This window comes from Streptomyces sp. NPDC048172, assembly GCF_043202595.1.
Classification (GTDB): Bacteria; Actinomycetota; Actinomycetes; order Streptomycetales; family Streptomycetaceae; genus Streptomyces.
In genome coordinates, this window is the sequence record NZ_JBIDAT010000003.1 from 52,497 (window position 1) to 72,091 (window position 19,595).

Genomic DNA, 19,595 nt, shown 5'->3' on the forward strand with positions numbered 1-19,595 from the left:
AGGCCTGGGCCTCCGGGGGCGGGGCAGGGAGAGGGTTGTGATCGAATGGGCTTGGGCTTGGGCTTCGGCTTCGGTCTTGTCTCCAGTCACCGTGCCGCTCGGGGGTGTTCCGCATGGTGTTCGTCCATCACTCGCTGCTGACTGCCACCTTTCTGGTCCCCGACCCCGCGCTCCTGCCCGGGTTGAGGGAGCGGCTGCCGCGCGAGACGCTGCAGCTCCTGCGCGTCGCCAGGTCCCTCCCCACCGCGTTGCTGGACCAGGTGCTCGCCTCCGGCGAGCGGCGCCTGCTGGAGGCGCTGGCGGCCGGTGACAACCGCCGCGCGTGGTTCGATTCCGGCCAGACTCCGGCCCTGCCCGGGACGACTCCGCGCAAGGACGCGCTCGTGCGCCTGGCGGCGCTGGGTGAGCCGGCCCTCGCCAAGTCCCTCTTCGACGGCGGGCCGCGGCAATTGCGCCGCGCCGTTCTCGCCGCCGCGGCGGACCGTCCCGACGATCCGGGGTGGCGCGGCCCGGGCGGTCTGGTCGAGACGCTGCTGTCCGCGCGCGACATCGACACGTTCGGCTTCGCCCTCTGCGCTCCGTTCCCTGATGTCGTGCGGTGGGCACGTCGGCACCTCGGCGAGCTGTTCCGGCCGTACGACCAGGTCTTCGTCTGCCGGAGAGCGGTGGAGGCCGGTGGCGTGGACGCGCTGCGCGGAATCTTGGCGGAGGGCTCACCGGCGCCGGTGGCCGCCGAGGTGCTGCGGCAGTCGCTGCGGGCGCGGGACCCGATCGACGCCTTCCCGTACGACGCCCGGGTCGTCGCGTTCGTGGACGGGGTCCGTCAGGAGCAGCTCCTCTTCCCCTCCGACCTCGCTCCGGATCCCGCGTCCCGCCCCGGCCCGGACGAGGGCCCGGACGACGCCCTGGACGACGCCCCGGACGCGAGCCCCGAGGCGAACGCGGACCCCGCCCGCGTCGCGGAGTTGCTCGCTCTCGACGAGCCTGAGACCAACGCCCGGATCTTCCTGCACGCCCGGCCGTCCGACGAGCAGCGCGCCGCCATCCTCGAAGGGCGCCCCTTCGGCCCCGACGCCCCGCCCGGCACCCGCCTCCCCCTCGCCGACGAGCTGGTCGCCGCGGTGTGCCGAGACTCCGGGGCCGGGGGATGGCTGTGGTCGTCCTACGCCTCGGGGCACCCCCGGCTGGCCCGCGCGCTGCTCGGCAAGCACAAGCTGCTGACACCGGCCAGGCGACTGGCGCTCGTCGTGGCCCTGTGGGAGCGCAGCGGGCCCGACGCCGTCCAGGCGCTGCTGGACGAGACGCGATTCCCGGGGCGCAAGCCCAAGAAGCATCCGCTGACGTACGAGACGCACCAGGTCGTGCAGCACGCGCTGCGCGCCCCCGACGGGCTGGACCTGCTGCGCGGGGAGTTGGCGTACGCCAGGAGCCCCGGGGGTCGGCTGGACCATCTGCTGCGCCTGCGCACCCCGGGGCAGTGCATGACCGCGGCGAAGGCCCTCGTCAGGGAGATGGACGACCGGCCGCCCTGGCCCGAGCTGGTCGCGGCGCACCGCCGCGCACCGTTGCGCGACCACTTGCTGGCGGTGCTCGCCGAACGCCCGGACGTCCCGGGGGAGCTGCGCGGGGACTGCGCCGCCGCGCTCGTGCGTGTCCGGCACCCCGAGCACGCCCGGTGCCGCTCGTCCGAGCCCGTCACCGCGCTCGACCTGCTGCGGCGCCATCCGCACCCGGACGAGAACTGGCTGCGTCTGGCGTACCGCTTCGGGCAGCTGACGCCCACGGACACGCTGCGCGAGGCACGGCCCGTCCGCTTCGTGGTCCAGCACCTCCAGGGGCCCGTGCCGACCCGGCTCAACCAGCCGCTGGCCCGCCCCTTCCGGTGCGCGCAGGCGCGGGCGCGGCGCATGGCACGCGCGCGGCTCGGCACCGACCTGGACGCCTGGGCCAGGGCGGCCCGCCTGCTGCCCGAGTACGAGGGCTCGTTCCCCGAACTGCTGGCCACGGCCGAGGCGGGCCACGACTGAACCGACGGCCGACTGCCGACCGACCGGCGACGCGCCGTCAGGCGCTGAGCAGGCCCGAGGTGTCGAGGACCTGGCGGATCGCCGTGCCGTCGGCCAGGTCCTCCAGGGCGCCGTTGACGTCGGGCGTGGTGAGCTTGCGGGTGCCCGTGTGCATCTCCTCGACCGGCATCAGGCCCGCGCGCCACAGCGCCAGGTAGCGGGGGATGTCGCGGCGCGGCACGGAGTCGCCCATGTACGAGCCGATCAGCGACTTGCCCTCGCCCGCGAAGGCCAGGGCCGGGACCGCGTCCAGGACGCGGTCGGGGGCCGGGAGGCCGACCGAGACGACCGAGCCGCCCCGGCCCACGGCACGCAGGCAGGCGGCCATCACGCCGCCGCTGCCCACGGCCTCGAACGCGAAGTCCGCGCCGCCGCCCGTCAGCTCGGCGACCGCCTCCTCCGCCTCGTCCGGCGCGAAGGCGTGGCTCGCGCCGAGGCGCAGGGCGAGTTCGCGCTTGGCGGCGACGGGGTCCACGGCGATCAGCGGGGAGGCGCCCGCGGCCCGCGCGCCCAGCACGGCGGAGAGGCCCACGCCGCCGAGGCCGTAGACGACCGCCGACTGGCCGGGGCGCAGGGACGCCGTGTTGATGACGGCGCCCGCGCCCGTCAGGACCGCGCAGCCGAACATCGACGCCACCGAGAACGGCACGTCGTCCGGGATCGGGACCACGGACTCCTGCGCGACCACGGCGTACTCGGAGAAGGCCGAGACGCCCAGCTGGTGATGGACGGTGGCGCCGGCGGCATCCCGGAGGAGGGAGGGCCCGTGCAGCAGTCCGCCGGAGCCGTTGGCCGCCGCTGCCGCCGCGCAGAGCGCCGGGCGGCCCTCCGCGCAGCGCGCGCAGTGGCCGCAGCTCGGGACGAAGACGAGCGCGACGTGGTCGCCGGGGGAGACCCGGTCCACGCCGGGGCCCGTGCCCTCGACGACGCCGACGGCCTCGTGGCCCAGGGCCATCGGGAGCGGGCGTACGCGGTCGCCGTTGACGACCGACAGGTCGGAGTGGCAGAGGCTGGCGGCGGCGATCCGGACGAGGACCTCGCCCGCGCGGGGCCCGCCCAGCTCCAGCTCCTCGACCTGGACCGGGCGGGACTCGCCGTACGGGCGTGCCGTGCTGACCTCGCGCAGGACGACGGCTGCGGTCTTCACGCGCGGGCCTCCCTCGGGGTCAGGCGCAGCACCTCGCGGTGCTCCAGCAGCGGGACGACCCGGCCCAGGACGAGGTCCCGGAAGTGGTCGGTGGCGCAGTGCGCGTCGAAGCCCGACTCCGCCTCGTACTCCTCGTAGAGGACGACGGTGCGCGGGTCCTCGGTGCTCCGGTGCACGCGGTACTGGAGGTTGTCCGGCTCCTGCCGGGACGCCTCGGCCATGGTGTCGAGCAGGGCCAGCACCTCGTCCTCCTTGCCGGGGAGGGTGCGGTAGCGGGCGACGACCACGTACGTCATGGATGGCTCAGCTTTCTTCAGAAGGGGGAAGCGCGTCCCGGGTGAGGTGCCACAGGCGGGGGTCGGAGCTGGCGGCGGCGACGGCGCCCAGGCCCAGCGCCGACGTCACGTCCTCGGGGGTCTGGACGAACCCGGCCGCCACGTACGGCGTCATCGCGCGCAGCGACTCGGGGGTCATCCGTTCGACGATCGGCGCGGGCATGACCTCCACGAGGTCGGGCAGCCCGCGCGCGACCGCGTCCAGACTGCGCTGGAGGTTGGAGCGGTCCGTCACGAACACCTTCATCATCGTGAGGAGTCCGAGCGGGCGGCCCTTCTCGATGAGGGAGAGGCGGGTGGAGACGACGCCCGCCGCGCCCATGTTCTTCAGGAACTCCAGCGCGCCCCGGTCCTGCGCGAGACCGGGGGCGCTGTCGACGTTGACGAAGACCGTCTTGCCCGCCCGGCCCAGCGCCGGGACCACCTGCGGCAGCTTGCCGACCGGCACCGAGGCGAGGATGCACACGGAGGCCGGGGCGGTGAGGAAGTCCCTCAGATGCTGGGAGCCCACGACCGACGCCACGACCGGTACCTTCGCGAACGCGGCGGAGAGTCTGCGGTCGAGCGTGGCGGCGCTGGGCCGGTGCTGCGGGTTCATGGCCTGCCTAGGGTTTCGTCAGCTCAGCGGGGCGGTCCCGAAACGGCTGGGGAGGCCCAGCTTGCCAGGGTTGAGGATCCCGTTCGGATCCAGTGCCCCCTTCACGGCGGTGAACGTCGCGAACGCCGCGCCGAGCGAGTCGGGGACGTACGGGCCGCGCAGCAGCCCGCAGCCGTGGTGGTGGCTGAGCGCCGCGCCGTGCCGGATCAGCACGCCGTTGGCCGCGTCCCACACCGCGCGGTACCACTCGCGGCGCTTGTCCGGCTCGACGTCGCCGCGCAGCGAGAAGTAGACGCAGGCGCCGTCGGTGTAGGCGTGCGACTGGTGCGCGGAGGCCGCCAGGGTGCCGGGCACGGACTGGATGGCGTCGACGACCTCGTCGTAGATGACCGGCAGGTCCTTCCAGGACGCCGCCATCTCCAGGGTGTCGGCGACGAAGCCGGGCCCCGGCGTGAAGCCGTCCGAGGACTTGCCGACCAGCATCCGGTCGTGCAGCCACTTCTCGAACGCCGCCTCGCTGTCCTGCTCGGGCCCGTACTCCTCGCAGACCTCGCGGCTGACGGCCATCACCGAGTCGACGAGCGCCGGGTCGCCCTCGTCGGCGATCAGCAGCAGATTGGTGTCCGGGCGGTCGAACTGGACGCCGCTCTCCAGCGTGTCGTACAGCCGCAGCACGGCCGGGGTCGCGCCGCGCTGCAGGATCCGGCGGCATGCCTCCAGGCCCTGCGCGAAGGTGTCGAAGCCGAAGGCCAGCGCCTTGGCGTACTCGGCCAGCGGGTGCACCCGCAGCCGCACCGAGACGATCACGCCGAGCGTGCCCTCGGAGCCGACGAACAGCTGGCGCAGGTCGGGGCCGACGGCGGCGCGCGTGTAGTCGCCGTACGTGGCGCGGGTGCCGTCGGCGTGCACGACGTCGACGCCGACGACCATGTCCTCGATCTTGCCGTACCGGGTGGAGAGCTGGCCCGCGCCCCGGCAGGCGACCCAGCCGCCGACGGTGGAGATCGCGAACGCGGAGGGCCAGTGGCCCGTCGTCACGCCGTACGTCTCCTGCAGCTCCTTCTCGAAGAGGTCGCCGAACATGCCCGCCTCGACGTCCACGACGTTCGACTCGGCGTCGAAGGAGAGGATCTTGTCCAGCCCGCACAGGTCGAGGACCACGCCGCCGAAGACGGGCAGCGCGCCGCCGGTCACGTTGGAGCGCCCGGCGGAGGCGGTGACGGGGATCCCGGCCTCGTTGCAGATCCGCAGGACGGCCGCGACCTGGTCGGCGTCGGCGGCCTCCACGACCACCGCGTCCGGGGTCGCCGGGCGGCCCTCGGTCTCGCCGATCATCGAGCCCGCCCACCAGTCGCGGGTCCGGGCGACGACCTCGGCGCGCTCCACGTGCACGGCCTTCGCGGCCTCGCGGAGCTGTCCGACGACGGCCTCGGGGACCTCGACGGTGCTGGTCTGGAGCGCGGCCTCGCCGTCGCCGACCGGGGTGCGCTGCGCCCAGCCGGAGGGGCTGGGGGCTCCGATGGTGTAGCGGCCCTTGTTGAAGGGGTTGGTGATGGTCTGGCGGCTGATCATGCTGCGGCTCCTTCGGTCGCTGCGGCGGTGCCCTCGAAGAGGACGGTCTTCTCGTGGCGTATGGAGGCGAGGTAGTCGGAGACCTGGCGGTCCACCTGCTCGTCGGTGAGGCCCAGTTCCTGCCCCAGCAGCGCGCCGACCTCGGGCGCCGCGGCGGCCGAGGCGTCCCGCGCGAAGAGCCGGGAGCGGGTACGGCGCGCGAGCACGTCGTCGACGGAGCGGGCGAGTTCGGCGCGCGCCGCGTAGACGACCTCGGCGCGGGTGTACGGCAGCCCGGCGACGACCGGATCGGCCAGCGTCGGGTCCTCGGCGATGAGGTCGTGCACGAAGCGGGCCTCGGTGCCGTACCGCTCGCCCAGGTGCGCGGCGAGGCCGCCGGAGGCGGCGACGGCCTCCGCGTCGTACCCGGCGCCGCCGAGCAGCGGCAGGTTCACGGTGCGGGACTTGGTGCCCTTGCGGCCGAGGACGCCCACGACCTTGTCGATGACCAGCTCGCCCATGTGACGGCTCGTGGTCAGCTTGCCGCCGGTCACGGTCACCATGCCGGTCGGGCCGACGGTGATGTGGTGGTCGCGGCTCATGTTGAGCGTCGCGCCCTCCTTGCCGCCGACGAGCGGGCGCAGCCCGCCGATGGAGCCGATCACGTCGTCCGGGGTGAGGTCCGCGTCGAACGCGGTCTTCGCGCCCTCCAGCAGGAACTCCATCTCCTCGCGCGTGCAGTTCACGTCGTCGGTGGAGCCCTGGTAGTCGTTGTCGGTGGTGCCCAGCACCACGGTGTCGCCCCAGCGGGTGCAGGTCGCGCGGCGCGCGCGGCCGGGGATCGGCACGGTCACGGTGCAGTCGATACGGACCTTGTGCCACGGCACCACGATGTGCACGCCCTTGGCGGGGCGGACCTGGGACTGGTGGCCCTTGTCGGCCATCGAGTCGACCTGGTCGCTCCACACGCCGGTCGCGTTGACGACGGCGTGCGCGCGGATCTCGACCTCGTCGCCGTCGATCACCGCCTTCGCGCCGCAGGCCCGGCCGCCGCTGGTCAGCAGCGCGTCGACCTTGGCGCCGTTGAGGACCGTGGCGCCCAGCGCGGCGGCCGTACGGGCGATCGTGAGGGTGAGCCGGGCGTCGTCGGCCCGGCCGTCGAAGTACATCAGCCCGCCCTTGAGGTTCTCCGCGCGCAGCGTCGGCGCGTGCGAGAGCACCTCGGGGACGGTGAGGCGCTGGTGGAGCTTGCCGATGCGCCAGCCGCCCACCAGGTCGTACGTCCACAGGAGGCCCTCGAAGCCCTTGGCGAGCCGGGGGTCGAAGATGCCGTCCTGGGCGAGTATCGGGAAGAGGAACGGCAGCCGGTGCACCAGGTGCGGGGCGTTCTTGCGGAAGCGGTGCCGCTCCAGGAGCGAGTGCCGGACGAGGTTGACGTTGCCCTGCTCGATGTAGCGCAGGCCGCCGTGCACCATCTTCGAGGACTTCGAGGAGGTGCCGGACGCGAAGTCGTCCTTCTCGACGAGCGCGGTGCGCAGGCCTCTGGAGACCGCGTCCAGTGCGGCGTACACCCCCGTGATGCCGCCGCCGACGACGAGTACGTCGTACTGCTCGTCGGCCAATTGCCGCTTGGTCCCTGCGCGGTCGAGCAGCAGCGCGGTTCGGCGCGTCGCCCGTGCGGAGCGGCCCGGTTTGCGGGCCGGCATGGTGATCACGAGATCAACTCCTGGTAGTGCGTGTGCCTGTTGAGCGGTTGGTGCTGGGGAGGGGGTGCCCCTTGGTGTGCGTTGCAGACTGCGGGTGCGTCGTGGCTGGTCGCGCAGTTCCCCGCGCCCCTGAAGCGCCCCTCCGGGGCTGCTTCAGGGGCCCGGCGCCCGCTGCGCGGCGCCCGCTTGAGGAGAGGGCACGCCCGCCTCTCCCTTCTGTGCTTGGGAGGTCTGCGCGAAGGCGCAGGGCTGGCAAGCGCAGCCCCCCGTGCCGGGTGCGCATGGTCATGGCCTCTGCGTGAGGTCGCGCCATTCGGTGCGTTGCTCCTCCCTTACGGAGGAGTCCAGCTCCGGTTCGAACACGGTGCCCGGTGGGCGGGCCTCGACCGCCTCTTCGAGCGAGGTCCAGAGTCCGGTCGAGGCCCCCGCCAGGTACGCGCTGCCGCGCAGACTGGCCGTTGCCGAGTCGGCGACGCGTTCCAGGGGCATGCCCACGAGGTCGGCCTGGATCTGCATGAGGGGGTCGCTCTTCGAGACCCCGCCGCCGACGCGGAGCTGGGTGAAGGGCGCGCCCATCGTCGTCGCGACGCCGTCGACCAGGTCGCAGACCGAGTGCGCGATCCCCTCCAGCACGGCACGGGCGAGGTCCGCGCGCGTCGTGGCGAGGCTGAGCCCCGTCAGGGCCCCGGTCGCCTCGGGCCGCCACACCGGGACCCGTACGCCCGCGAGCGTGGGCACGAAGCGGGGGCCGCCGGAGCGGTAGCCGCCCGGCGCCGCCAGTTCGCCGATCTCCTGGGGCGAGGCGAAGAGGCCCATGTCCTCGCAGAGCCAGCGCAGTGCGGAGCCCGTCGTCGAGGCGTACGCCTCCAGGCTGTACTGGGTGGTGCCGCCCTGCCGCCAGCCCGGCTGGGCCAGCACGCCGTCGACGCCGGCCTGGGGCATCGCGGGGTCGAGCCCCGTGGAGACGTCCACGAAGGCGCCCGTCCCGTAGACGCACATGCCGCGCCCCGCGTCGAGCCCGCCCAGCGCGAGCAGTGCCGCGTGCTGGTCGCCCATGGAGGCGGCGAGGGGGACGGAGACGCCGAGCGTGTCGGCGTCGGTGCGGCCGAAGCCCGCGCCGTCCGCGTCGTCGGCGCGCAGGTCGGGGAGGAGGTCGACGGGGAAGCCCTGGTGCGCGATCCACTCCTCGAACCAGGCGTGCTCGCGCAGCAGGTAGCCGCCGGTGGACGCCGCGTTCGAGGCGGTGGTGGCGTGCGTGGCGCCGCCGGTGAGCTGCCAGATCAGCCAGGTGTCGACGGTGCCGTAGAGCAGCCGTCCCTCCCGGTGGGCCGCCGCGACCTCGGGCCGTTCGGCGATCTGCCGCGCCGCCCACAGGAACGGGGCGCGGGAGCCGACGGGCCGCCCCGTACGGGCGAGCAGGACGGAGTCCCACGCGTCCTCGTACGCGAGCAGGTCGCGGGCGTAGCGGCGGTCCTGCCAGACGACGGCGGGCAGCAGCGGCAGCCCGGTGACGCGGTCCCACAGGATCGCGGTCGCCCGCTGGGTGGTCAGCGCCACCGAGGTGATCTCGGTGCCGTCCGCCGAGGCGAGGGCCTGGCGGGCGACGTCCAGCGTCGCCGTCCAGATCTCCATGGCGTCCTGCTCGACGGAGAGCGGGTCGGGGTGGGTGACCTTGATCGGCCGGTAGAAGACCTCGCCGGCGGACCCGTCGTCGTGGACGATCCCGGCCCGGGTCCCGGTGGTGCCCTCGTCGATGGCCAGGACGCCCCTACGGGGTGACGGCTGTGTCACGGCTGCCCCTTTCCTGCTGCCCCTGCTGTGCCTGCTGCGGGCCGTGGGCCTCGTCGTCAGGGGAGGCATCGGCCTTGGTCGGGTCCCACTTGATCGCGAGGCAGGTGACCATGCCGAGCAGCGGCACGACGGAGAGGACCAGGAAGGTGTGGCCGAGGCCCAGGCCCTCCTTGATCTGCGGGAAGGCGTAGAGCCCGATCACGCTGCCGAAGCTGCCGATCATGCCGGTGACGCCGGTGCCCAGGGCCCGTACGTCGCTGCTGTACGAGAGCGCGGCGATCGACTTGCCGTTGGCGCCCGGGCCCGCCGAGTGGCAGAGGATGAAGAGCACCGGGAGACAGAAGGCGATCACCAGCGGGGCCTTGCCGAAGGTGAGGCCCATCACGACCAGGGCGACGAAGACGCCGCCGAAGCCGTAGGCGGAGCTCATCCGGAGGCCCATGCGGCGCCCGAAGTACGCCGAGGCGAGGCCGCCGACGATGCCGACGGCGTTGAAGACCATCGAGCCGATCGTCGCCTTCTCGAAGCTCTCGCCGAAGATCGTCAGGCTGATCACGGGGAGGTACCAGCCGACCGCGAAGTACTGCATGCCCTGGCCCAGCGAGATCGCCGAGGAGAGCAGCGTGCGCGGCAGGTACTCGCCCTTGAAGAGCAGCCCGGCGTGGCGCATGCCGATGGCGGGCTTGGCGGCGACGGCCTTGGCCTCGGCGCCGGTGGTGTCGGCGGTGGCCTCGATGCCGTAGATCCTGCGGAGGTTCTTCACCGCCTCCTCCAGGCGGCCCTTGCTGGCGAGCCAGGTCGGGCTCTCGACGAGGTAGAGCCACTGGAGGACGAGGAGCACGGCAGCGATCACCCCGGCGGAGCCGAGGGAGTAGCGCCAGATGTCCTGGCCGACGTCGAGGTTGTAGAAGCCGAGCGCGAGCAGCAGGTTGCCGGTGGTCGCGCAGTACCAGACGGCCTGCCACAGGTTGAGCCGTCCGCTGCTGGCCTTGGGGGTGTACTCGGCGAGCAGGGCCATCGCGACGGCGAAGTCGATGCCGTAGGCGACGCCGACGAGGACGCGGCCGAACCATACGGTCGTGAAGTCCCCGGCGAAGGCCGCGAGGAGGGCGCCCGCCACCGCGAAGACCTTCGCGAGCAGCAGCGGGGGCACTCGGCCTATCCGGGTGGCGAGCCAGCCGCCGACGGGGTTGAAGATGATCGCGAGGAAGGGAGCGGTCGCGGTCAGTACCGAGATCTCGGTGCTGCTCAGCTCCATCTGGTCGGTCATCGGGCCGAGCCCGGCGCTCAGCGCGGCGTTCGCGTACGCGTCGAGGAAGAGGCCGCCGAACGCGAGGTACCAGGTGAGCCGGGCGCGCCCGGTGACGGTGCGCAGCCCATCGATGAGCGCAACGATGTCGGCGACGCCTTTGACGCTCGGACGTTGTGCCATAAATCCGCCTTTGAGGAGGACCTGTCCGGTGGCACGACGTGAAAAAAGCAGACACAGCAGAGCCACCGACAGGTGGTCTGTGTCTGTGCCTGCCTTGAGCTACGACAACTTCCGTAGCGAGAAGTACGAGCAGAAGTTAAGGACGCGCGAACGGCGGCGTCAAGAGTTTCCGGAAGATTTCCTTCACGTGACCGTTCCCGTGACCGGCTACGTGACCCGGGCCGTCACGGTGAAGCGGGCGCCCTGTCCACGCGCGTCCGGGCCCGCGTCGTACGGGTCGATCCGGCCCAGGAACCGGGTCTCGCCCAGCGTGGCGACCGCGTCGAAATCGGCCAGCTCGCGGTCGTCCGGGTCGGACATCACGACCCGCGAGACGGTCGCCACGTGGTTGCCCGCCGCGTCCCACAGCTCGAAGCAGAAGGTGGGCGGGACGAAGCTGCGCACGCCGTTGTCGACGACGCGGACCGGCGTTTCGACGGCACGCGGCCCGGTGGTCATACGCCGCTCGCCTCCCAGCGTCCGGCAGGGCAGCTCTCGCTGGCCAGCGCCGCCTTGCGCCGTACGTCGCAGCCGCACATCCCGCACACGGTCCTGCCGTCCCCGCCCCCCATCAGACGGTAGAGGGCCCTGTCGGGCGGGGCCTTCAGCTGGTCGCAGCCCCGGCAGGCCGCGAGGCGCCCCTGGTACGTCTCCTGCGGCACCCGGCCGAAGCCGGACGCGGCCCAGCGGGCGAGCGCGGCGCCCGCGCGGCCGAGCAGCTCGGCGTTGCCGGGCGTGCCCTCGTCGGCGTGCTCGTACGGGCCGAGCAGCAGGTCCAGCATGCCCGGGTCGTCCCGGCACAGCTCCAGGTGGTGCGGGAACATCGGGTCGCGGGCGATCTCGGCGAGCACGGCGTCGGTGACGCGCGAGACCGGGACGCCCAGCTCCTCGGCGAGCGTACGGCGGTCGTACGGAGTGTCGGTCACGGCGTTCTCCCTGGTGGCTGGGCGTACGGGTGTACGGGCGTACGGGCGGCCGCCGCGGGGGCGTGGGTGGATGAGGACCCGCGACGGCCGCCCCTCGGTCAGCGGGTCACGCCGCGCAGGCCGGCTTGCCGCTCAGTGCGACGGCCGCGTGGTACGTCGCGACGCGGCAGGCGCCCGGCGGGTGCCCGCAGCCCGCGGTGCCGCCCGGCGGGTGCGGGTCGTCGGGCACGCCGAAGAAGTTGGCCATCTGCGCGATGGCCGCGTCCGTCGTCTGGATGTACGCGTCCCCGAACCACACCTTCCGCATGATGTTGCGTACGCCCCGGTAGTCCGCCTGGCCCTCGCAGGACAGGCCGCCGGGGAACGTCGGCGTACCGCCGTAGTGGTGCGCCAGCTCGTGCGCGAGCACCAGCGCGATGCCCTCCAGCTCCAGGTCCTGGTCGCGGACCAGGCCGCCCTTGAGGGCCACGTGCCGCACCCCGTTCTCGACCCAGGCGTACGCGTTGACCTCGTCGCTGGCCCAGTCGAGGTGGTACGTCACGTCCGGGTAGAAGACCTTGTGCTGCTGGATCAGCGCCTCGCTCCACTCGCGCGCCAGGGGGTGGTTGAACGCCCGCTTGGGCGAGCGCCGCTTGGCCTCGGCCTCCTCGGGCGAGAGGAAGCCGCACGCGTCCTCCGGCACGCTGACCATGGTGGCCTCGGCGGGTACGAAGGTGTGCCGGGTCAGGTCCAGGTCGGAGGCGTCGTAGTTCGAGGTCCGGATCGCCGGGGCGTCCCCGGTGGCGGTGACGGCGGCCGGGAGGTCCGGCACCTGGAGGCAGGCCCTGCCGAAGCGCTCGACGTACTCCTGCGAGCCCACGACCGGCATGTCCTCGTGCTGCTTGACGCTGAACCCGGCCACGTCGGAGCGGCGGGCCACGATCTGCACGACGTAGTCGGCGCTCACCACGCCGTTGGTGTTGAGGAGATGCCTGTCGAGGTCGTCGCCCGGCGGCTCCTTGCTGGCGGCGGCGACGTGGTGGAAGCCCGCCAGGTAGTCGCCGATGTGCACGGCCCGTACGCTCACCGCGTGCCCGGAGGGGGAGACCAGCACGTCGTCGGGGGTCAGCCGGTCGGCGCGCTTGAGCGTGTGCTCGTCACCGGCGAGCAGGAAGAGGTGGTCGCTGGTGACCGCGAGCGCCGTCTCCCCGTACAGCACCAGGACGGTGAACTTCTGGCGCGAGGCGCCGGTCGTGCCGCCGCTGAACACGACGGGCTGCGGCGCCCAGTCGAGGCCCGTGCCGGAGGCCATCACCTGGTCGCCCACGGCGTAGGTCTCGATCGCCTTGAACCCCCCGCTCCCGTCCTCGACCAGCGTGCCGAAGGCGAGGCAGGAGCACGAGCAGTAACACGGTCCGATGCTGTCCCGGGTGAGCACCGGGTGATTGACGGGCCAGCCTTCGAGTGTGCAGATCTCGTTGATTTCCGAATCCGCACCACTGCAGTGAGCCGATTCGCACTGTCGTACCATTTCCCGCCCCCTTCTTTCCGTGATGGCATTCATTAACGTGCGGAACCGGTGCTACCGGAAGGCGCCGGAAGGGAAAACATATGCCTCAGCAGGTCCTTTTCTTTTCTCGTTGAGCGGGAATGTGAGAGGTGATGTCCGCGCACGGGAACGTCCCCCGCGCCAGGGGCCGGACGGCCCTGGCATAAGGTCGTCCACGACAGTGAAGTCCAGGGGACGGAGGGGCGGTTCGTGGGAGAGAACAAGGAGCGGATGCTGGCGGGGGACTGGTATCTCCCCGACGACGAAGAGCTCGGTGCCGAGTCGGTCCGCGGCAGGGAACTGTGCGAGCGGTACAACGCGACGGGCGTGCGGCAGGCCGCCGAGCGCGAGAAGGTTCTGGGCGAGCTGATCGGCTCGCTCGGCGAAGGGGTCCGCGTCCGCGCGCCGTTCCAGTGCGACTTCGGCACGTACATCACCCTCGGCGACGGCGTCTTCGTCAACTTCGGCGGCGTCTTCCTCGACACCGCGCCGATCACCGTCGGCGCCCACACCCAGATCGGCCCGAACGTCCAACTCCTCACGCCCACCCACGAGCTGGACCACGACCGGCGCCGCGAGGGCTGGGAGAAGGGCGAGCCGGTCACCATCGGCTCCAACGTCTGGCTGGGCGGCGGAGTCATCGTCTGCCCCGGCGTGACGATCGGCGACGACACGGTCGTCGGCGCGGGCTCCGTCGTCACCAAGGACCTCCCCGCCGGAGTCCTCGCGGTCGGAAATCCGGCACGCGTCATCCGCGAACTCGGATGAGAAGGATCCTGTTCAACCAAATGGCTTGAAAACGGCTTACCGGCCCCCGCGGACCCGCACATCATGCGGAACGAATTCGTGGGGCCGGTTAATCCGTGCGCCGTGCATCATGGCATCGGGGAAGTCATGAATGTGGCTGCAAATCCCACCGATATCGTGTGGGACATCGCCTGTGCGTGTCCGCCCCGCTGCGAGCACCGTTCCCCGGAATCCGGGCGGCGCCGTTCGCGACAGCCCGGGAAGGGCGATCTGCTCCGCGTCGCCGACGCGCCGCTGCCCCTGCGGCCCCATTGAGGAAACCCCGCCTGGTCGGGCACGTTCACCTGGACGCCGGGGACGCCCCGGCGGCCATCCACCACGCGGGAGAGACCATGCCCTTCGCCTTCGGAATATTCGACGTGTTCACGTACGCGATACCCGGAGCGCTCCAGCTCTCGCTGACCGCCTACGTCCTCGCGCGGCTCGACGTGGCCGACCCCGCCGAGCTGGTCTCGGGCCCGGCCGCGCTCGTGGTCGTCGGCGCGGTCGGGGCGAGTTACGCGCTCGGGCACCTCACGCACCCGCTGAGCGCGGTCATGGAGAAGACCTTCCCCCGGTGGCACGGAGGAGGGCAGGCGGCCCGGGAGGAGTTCATGGCCAGGGTGCCGGAGGCGCGGGAACGCCCTTTCGTCCGTGCGGACATGCCGCTGCTTCTGGCCGCGGCCGAGCAGCACGACAAGGAGACGGCCGGTGAGGTCCTCCGGCTGCGGGGCCTGTCGCTGATGCTGCGCAACGTGGCGCTGACGCTGCTCCTGGTGCTGCTGACGGCCCTGGTGGAGGTGGTGGCCACCGACCGGCCCGTGCTCGCCGGTGTCTGCGCGGCGCTGTCGGTCGCCGGTGCCGTGGGGGCGGTCCGGGAAGGGCGCAGGGCGCAGCACTGGGCGCGGCTCAAGACCTTGGAGCTGTGCTTCTGGATCACCGGCATCGACGAGCGATTCACCCCCGCCCCCTCCTGAGTCGGCGGCTCATCCCGTCGCCGGCCGCTCCGTCGCCGTCGCCCCCAGCAGCCGCCCGGCCTCCGCCGCGAGCGAGGGCAGGGTGCGTACGGGGTCGGGGGAGCGGGCCAGGAGCATGCCCGCCTCGCAGAGGGCGCCGAAGACGAGGCGGCAGCGGGCCTCCAGGTCTCCGTCGGCCATGCGCCCGTCCGCGTGCGCGGCGTGCATCGCGTCGGACAGCACCCGCAGGATGTGCGCGTACTCGATCTCGCGGACGGTCTCCCAGCCCAGCGCCGCCGGGCCGTCGAGCAGGACGACGCGGCGGAAGGTCGGGTCGAGGCAGTGCTCCAGGAAGGCGCGGGCGCCCCGCTCCAGCGCCGTCCAGGTGTCGGGCGCCCCGGCCGCGACGCCCTCCAGCCGGGCGGTGATCTCCTCCTGCTCGCGGACGAACACCGCGCGGAAGAGGTCGGCCTTGCCCCGGAAGTGGTGGTAGGCGGCGCCCTTGGTGACCCCGGCGGCGGAGGCGACGGCGTCGATGGAGGTGGCCCCGTAGCCGTCGCGCCCGAACAGTTCGCGCGCGGCGGTCAGCAGGGCCGTCGTGGTCGCGCCCGACCGCTCTGCCTGCGTACGGGCCATGGTGATCCTGCACCTCTCCTTGATACGGGCGGCCTCTTGACGGGCATACCCGGGGTACGTAACTTCGGCCCCGACCTTGCATACTCGGAGTACGGAAGAGAGCGAACCATGACCGCACCGGCCATCGCAATCTACGGGGCCTACGGACACACGGGACGCCTGGTCGCCGACGAACTCCTGGCCCGGGGCCGGGACATGATCCTCGCGGGCCGCGACCCCGACGCGCTCGCGTCCTTAGCCGCCGAACTGGAGGCCAGGGAGGCCAGGGGCGGCGCGAGCGTCCGCACGCACACCGCCGCCGTCGACGACCCCGGGGCGCTCCGGCGGCTCGCGGACAGCGCCGCCGTCCTCGTGCACTGCGCGGGCCCCTTCTCCCGCACCGGCGCGCCCGTCGCCGCCGCTGCCGCCGAGGCGGGCTGCCACTACGTCGACCACGCCCTCGAACCCCACCACGTCAAGCACGTCTTCGACACCCTCCAGGCCACCGCCGAGCGCACCGGGACACTCCTCGTCCCCGGCGTCAGCTTCTACGGCGGGCTCGGCGACCTCCTCGCCTCCGCCGTCGCCGACGGCCTCCCGGAGGTGGACCGGATCGTCCTCGCCTACGGCGTGCTCGGCTGGCGGCTCACCACCGGCGCCAAGAACACCGCCGCGCAGCTCTTCGCCGAGACCGAGCGCCTCACGTACGCCGACGGCGCGCTCAGCGTGGGCTATGTCGAGCCGCGCAACGCGGTGTTCGCGTTCCCGCCGCCGCTCGGCCCGCGCTCGACGCTCACCCCGTTCCCCTCCTTCGAGCCGCTGACCGTGCCCCGGCACGTGCCGACGCGGAACGTGGACATGATGCTGACCTCGTCCACCTTCGAGGAGCCGGAGGTCTTCGAGAGCGAGGACCTCGACGACGGGAACCGCGCCGCCAGCGACTTCATGATCGCCGCGCAGGCCATCTACGAGGGCGGCAACCGTGCCGGCGATCTGCGGGGGCACGACCTGTGGCGCGTCGCCGCGGTCGCCTCCGTCGAGGCCGCCGTCCGGATCGCCGACGGCGCCGGGCCGGTCAAGACCGGGGTCCTGGCGCCCGCCGAGGCGTTCCCCGCACGGGAGTTCCTCCGCGCGCTGGAGGCCCAGGGGCTCTTCGACGCGCACCTCCCCGAGCCGTCCGACCAGTCCGACCAGTCCGACCCGTCCGACCCGTCCGAAGGGAGCTGACCGCCATGACCGCAGCAGCGGAGACAGGGCCGGTCCTCGTCACCGGGGCCGGAGGCGGACAGCAGGGCTCCACGGGGCGGCACGTCGTACGCCTGCTTCGCGAGCGCGGCCACGACGTACGCGCCTTCGTGCACACCGACGACGCGCGGGCCGACGGCCTGCGCGCGCTCGGCGCCGAGGTCGTGGCGGGGGACCTCCGCGAGATCACCGACGTCCTCCCCGCGCTGCGCGGCGTGCGCCGCGCCTACTTCACCTACCCCGTGACCGACGGACTCCTCGAAGCCACCGGTACGTTCGCCGCCGCGGCGCGCCAGGAGGGACTGGAACGGGTCGTCGAGGTCTCCCAGCTCGCCGCCGACCCGCACGCGGGAACGCCGCGCATGCGGCTGCACTGGGTCTCCGAGCAGGTCTTCGACTGGGCCGGGATCGGCGCCGTCCATCTGCGCGCCGGGGTCTTCTTCGAGAACCTCGACTTCCTCGTACGGGCCGCGGAGCACGGCGAACTCGCGATGCCCCTCGGCGCCCCCGACACCGTCCTGCCGCTCGTCGCGGGCACGGACGTGGCCCGGGTCGGCGCGGGGATGCTGGCCGACCCGCTGCCCGAACTGCCCGCGGACGACCCCGTCGTGCTGCTGTGCGGCCAGGTCATGACGATCGGCGAGGCCACGCGGACCTTCGCCGAGGGGCGGGGCGCGGCGCTGACGTACACCGACGTCCCGCCCGACGACTGGCGCAAGCGCGCCCTCGACCTCTACGGGGGCGACCTCCACACCGTCGAGCACCTCAGCAAGCTGTGGGACCTCTTCCGCGCGATCGGCGCCCACCACGAGCTGTACGAGGTGACCGGCTCGATCGAGCGCTACGGCGGCGAACCGCCCCGCACCCTGCGGGACTTCACCGGGACGGCCGGGGGGAGCCCGTCAGGGAGGTGAGGTCCACGGCCTCGGCCATCGCGCGCAGGCCCGCGTCGTTGGGGTGGACGGTGTCCCCGCCGTCGTAGGAGGGGCGCAGCCGGTGCGGGTTCCCGGGGTCGCGCACGGCCGCGTCGAAGTCCACGACGGCGACGCCGCGCCCGTCCTGGGCCCGTATCCAGCGGTTGACCTCGGTGCGGATGCCCTCGGCGCGGGCGTCGAGCTTGCCGTTCGGCGTGATCGTCGCGAGATGGACGTCGAGCCCCGCCGCGCGGCCCCGGCTCGCGAGCCGCGCGAACCCGGCGACGAGCTGATCGGCGGTCAGCTCCTCGCCGGGGTGGGTGCCCGCGTTGCTCCCCAGGTCGTTGTTGCCGAACGAGACGATGACGTCGCTCGCGCCCGTCCGCGTCAGCGCGTCGCGCGTGAAGCGGGACTCGGCGCTCCGCCCCAGATTGCTGTTCCCGTCGCCGATCGGGCCCGCGTCGGTGAGCAGCCGGTTGCCGCCGATGCCCGTGTTGACGACGGACAGGCGGCGGGACGGCGGGAGTTCGGCGCGCATCCGGCGGGCGAGCAGATCCGGCCAGCGGCGGTTGCCGTCGTCGGCGGTCACGCCGCCCTCGGTGAGCGAGTCGCCGAAGGCGACCACGGTGCCCGCGGCGCGGCCGGTGAGCACGTCGGCGCCCTCCAGGAAGAACCACGAGGTCGTCCGCTCCCCGAACGCCTCCCCGCCGTCCTCGCCCGTGTGGTCCCCGGGCCCCGACACATAGCTGGTCTGCTTCGCCCACGGGTGCCAGGTCGCCGGGCCCGTGGCGGTCGGCAGATGGACGCTGACGAGGAGGTCGGCGTCGGCCCGTACGTCCAGCCGTACCGGATCACTGACGGCCTCGGCGCCCACGGGCACGGTCGTGCCGCGCTCCCCGCCGAACGTCACCCCGCGCCGGGTCCCGGGCTCGGCCGCCGCGCCCCCGGCCCGCCGTGCGACGCTCACGGAGCCGAGGTCCAGCGGGCGTTCGCCGTACACGTTGGAGAATCTCAGCCGCACCTGCGAACCGCCCGCCGACAGGTGCGTCACCATCCGCAGCGTGCGGTCCTCGAAGCCCTCGGCCGATCTCCCGCTCGTCCCCGGCGGCGTCATCCCCGTCCCCCAGGCCCCGGCCCAGCGCGCACGGTCGGCCGGACCGGCGTGCGCCTGCTGCGCGGCGAGCGGGGCGAGCAGGAGGAGGGGGAGGAGCAGGAGGACGATCCGGAGAGCGCGGGACGGTATGTATGGCACACGCAGGGCAGTCATCAACATGACTCCTGTTCGTATGAGTGAACGCGCCTGACCGTAGAAGGCTGCCCCGCCCACCGAGACGCTCACACATGCCGCTGAGCCCATGAGCCATGGGCCCGCGCCTCCGGCGCCCGTTGAATACGAGGTGTACCTGGCGGAGAACGGAAGAGGACAGAGGAGTGGTCCGTATGCTGCGGGCACTGCAGAGCGTTTCGCTGATGGCCGCCACGCTCACCACGGGGCTGAGCGCGGGGCTGTACTACGGGTTCACGTTCGCGGTGATGCCGGGACTCCGGCGGGCGTCGGACCGTACGTTCGTGGAGACCATGCAGAAGATCAACGACGCCATCCTCAACGGCTGGTTCATGCTGCTCTTCATGGGCTCCCTGCTCTTCATCCTCGCCGCCGGGGGCCTCCACCTCGCCGGCGACCGGCACGTGGCGGTGCCGTGGATCGTGGCGGGTCTGGTGCTCTACGTGGCGGTCCTGGCGATCACCATCGCGGGCAACGTCCCCCTCAACGACGCCCTCGTCGCGGGAGGCCTCCCCGACGACGCCTCCCGCCTCGCCGAACTGCGCGCGGACTTCGAGGACACCTGGAACCGCTGGAACGGCCTCCGTACGGCCGCCAACACCGCCGCCTTCGCCTCCCTGGCCTGGGCCCTGGTCCGGCACTCGGCCTGAGCGCGGCGCGGACGGACCGGGCGCG

18 protein-coding genes are annotated in these 19,595 nt (G+C 72.9%); 6 read left to right on the top strand and 12 right to left on the bottom strand.

Annotated features, from left to right (window positions below; translation table 11 throughout):
* Positions 1-113: 113 nt before the first annotated feature.
* Positions 114-2,027: a hypothetical protein gene (locus ACGF3A_RS13775; RefSeq protein ID WP_393729225.1), complete on the top strand. Its 1,914-nt coding sequence runs from the start codon at positions 114-116 to the stop codon at positions 2,025-2,027.
* A gap of 37 nt (positions 2,028-2,064) precedes the next feature.
* On the opposite strand, the gene ACGF3A_RS13780 is transcribed toward ACGF3A_RS13775, so the two are convergent.
* From ACGF3A_RS13780 to ACGF3A_RS13825, 10 genes are all read right to left on the bottom strand, one after another.
* Entirely contained in the window at positions 2,065-3,213 is a 1,149-nt protein-coding gene (locus tag ACGF3A_RS13780) for an alcohol dehydrogenase catalytic domain-containing protein (RefSeq protein ID WP_393729227.1), read from the bottom strand.
* The gene (locus tag ACGF3A_RS13785; protein WP_393729229.1) at positions 3,210-3,509 is read right to left on the bottom strand and encodes a putative quinol monooxygenase; all 300 of its coding nucleotides are present in this window, start codon (positions 3,507-3,509) and stop codon (positions 3,210-3,212) included. The genes ACGF3A_RS13780 and ACGF3A_RS13785 overlap by 4 nt, the downstream gene beginning before the upstream one ends.
* Before the next feature lie 7 nt (positions 3,510-3,516).
* A complete protein-coding gene (locus ACGF3A_RS13790; RefSeq protein ID WP_393729230.1) occupies positions 3,517-4,146 on the bottom strand; it encodes a glycerol-3-phosphate responsive antiterminator in 630 nt (209 codons plus the stop codon).
* A gap of 18 nt (positions 4,147-4,164) precedes the next feature.
* The gene (locus ACGF3A_RS13795) at positions 4,165-5,718 is read right to left on the bottom strand and encodes an FAD-binding oxidoreductase (protein WP_393729232.1); all 1,554 of its coding nucleotides are present in this window, start codon (positions 5,716-5,718) and stop codon (positions 4,165-4,167) included.
* Entirely contained in the window at positions 5,715-7,412 is a 1,698-nt protein-coding gene (locus ACGF3A_RS13800; protein ID WP_393729234.1) for an FAD-dependent oxidoreductase, read from the bottom strand. The genes ACGF3A_RS13795 and ACGF3A_RS13800 overlap by 4 nt, the downstream gene beginning before the upstream one ends.
* A gap of 276 nt (positions 7,413-7,688) precedes the next feature.
* A complete protein-coding gene (locus tag ACGF3A_RS13805; protein ID WP_393729236.1) occupies positions 7,689-9,194 on the bottom strand; it encodes an FGGY family carbohydrate kinase in 1,506 nt (501 codons plus the stop codon).
* Complete coding sequence (locus ACGF3A_RS13810) at positions 9,172-10,626, bottom strand: MFS transporter (protein ID WP_393729238.1); 1,455 nt, start codon at positions 10,624-10,626, stop codon at positions 9,172-9,174. The genes ACGF3A_RS13805 and ACGF3A_RS13810 overlap by 23 nt, the downstream gene beginning before the upstream one ends.
* Positions 10,627-10,833: 207 nt before the next feature.
* Positions 10,834-11,124 carry a hypothetical protein gene (locus ACGF3A_RS13815; RefSeq protein ID WP_393729239.1) on the bottom strand — a complete coding sequence of 97 codons (291 nt, stop codon included), beginning with the start codon at positions 11,122-11,124 and terminating at the stop codon, positions 10,834-10,836.
* Positions 11,121-11,591 carry a hypothetical protein gene (locus tag ACGF3A_RS13820; protein ID WP_393729241.1) on the bottom strand — a complete coding sequence of 157 codons (471 nt, stop codon included), beginning with the start codon at positions 11,589-11,591 and terminating at the stop codon, positions 11,121-11,123. Before ACGF3A_RS13820 ends, ACGF3A_RS13815 begins: the two co-directional genes overlap by 4 nt.
* A gap of 106 nt (positions 11,592-11,697) precedes the next feature.
* Positions 11,698-13,008, bottom strand: coding sequence for a M48 family metalloprotease (locus ACGF3A_RS13825; RefSeq protein WP_393729243.1), 1,311 nt, complete (start codon positions 13,006-13,008; stop codon positions 11,698-11,700).
* A 321-nt stretch (positions 13,009-13,329) separates the two neighbouring features.
* Here ACGF3A_RS13825 and ACGF3A_RS13830 point away from each other — a divergent pair, with 321 nt between their 5' ends.
* Both ACGF3A_RS13830 and ACGF3A_RS13835 read left to right on the top strand, forming a co-directional pair.
* Positions 13,330-13,887, top strand: coding sequence for a sugar O-acetyltransferase (locus ACGF3A_RS13830; RefSeq protein WP_393729245.1), 558 nt, complete (start codon positions 13,330-13,332; stop codon positions 13,885-13,887).
* Between the two features lie 371 nt (positions 13,888-14,258).
* Positions 14,259-14,882, top strand: a complete 624-nt coding sequence (locus tag ACGF3A_RS13835; protein WP_393729247.1) for a hypothetical protein — start codon at positions 14,259-14,261, stop codon at positions 14,880-14,882.
* Between the two features lie 9 nt (positions 14,883-14,891).
* Here the strand turns inward: ACGF3A_RS13835 and ACGF3A_RS13840 are convergent, their stop codons facing one another.
* The gene (locus ACGF3A_RS13840) at positions 14,892-15,497 is read right to left on the bottom strand and encodes a TetR/AcrR family transcriptional regulator (RefSeq protein WP_393729249.1); all 606 of its coding nucleotides are present in this window, start codon (positions 15,495-15,497) and stop codon (positions 14,892-14,894) included.
* Positions 15,498-15,605: 108 nt separating this feature from the next.
* Here ACGF3A_RS13840 and ACGF3A_RS13845 point away from each other — a divergent pair, with 108 nt between their 5' ends.
* Both ACGF3A_RS13845 and ACGF3A_RS13850 read left to right on the top strand, forming a co-directional pair.
* Positions 15,606-16,703: a saccharopine dehydrogenase NADP-binding domain-containing protein gene (locus ACGF3A_RS13845; RefSeq protein WP_393729251.1), complete on the top strand. Its 1,098-nt coding sequence runs from the start codon at positions 15,606-15,608 to the stop codon at positions 16,701-16,703.
* A 5-nt stretch (positions 16,704-16,708) separates the two neighbouring features.
* Entirely contained in the window at positions 16,709-17,635 is a 927-nt protein-coding gene (locus ACGF3A_RS13850) for an NAD(P)H-binding protein (RefSeq protein WP_393729252.1), read from the top strand.
* On the opposite strand, the gene ACGF3A_RS13855 is transcribed toward ACGF3A_RS13850, so the two are convergent.
* Positions 17,598-18,902, bottom strand: a complete 1,305-nt coding sequence (locus ACGF3A_RS13855) for a GDSL-type esterase/lipase family protein (protein WP_393729254.1) — start codon at positions 18,900-18,902, stop codon at positions 17,598-17,600. The two genes, ACGF3A_RS13850 and ACGF3A_RS13855, sit on opposite strands and share 38 nt — an antisense overlap.
* A gap of 173 nt (positions 18,903-19,075) precedes the next feature.
* On the opposite strand from ACGF3A_RS13855, the gene ACGF3A_RS13860 reads away from it, so the two are divergent.
* A complete protein-coding gene (locus tag ACGF3A_RS13860; RefSeq protein WP_393729256.1) occupies positions 19,076-19,570 on the top strand; it encodes a DUF1772 domain-containing protein in 495 nt (164 codons plus the stop codon).
* Positions 19,571-19,595 lie beyond the last annotated feature (25 nt).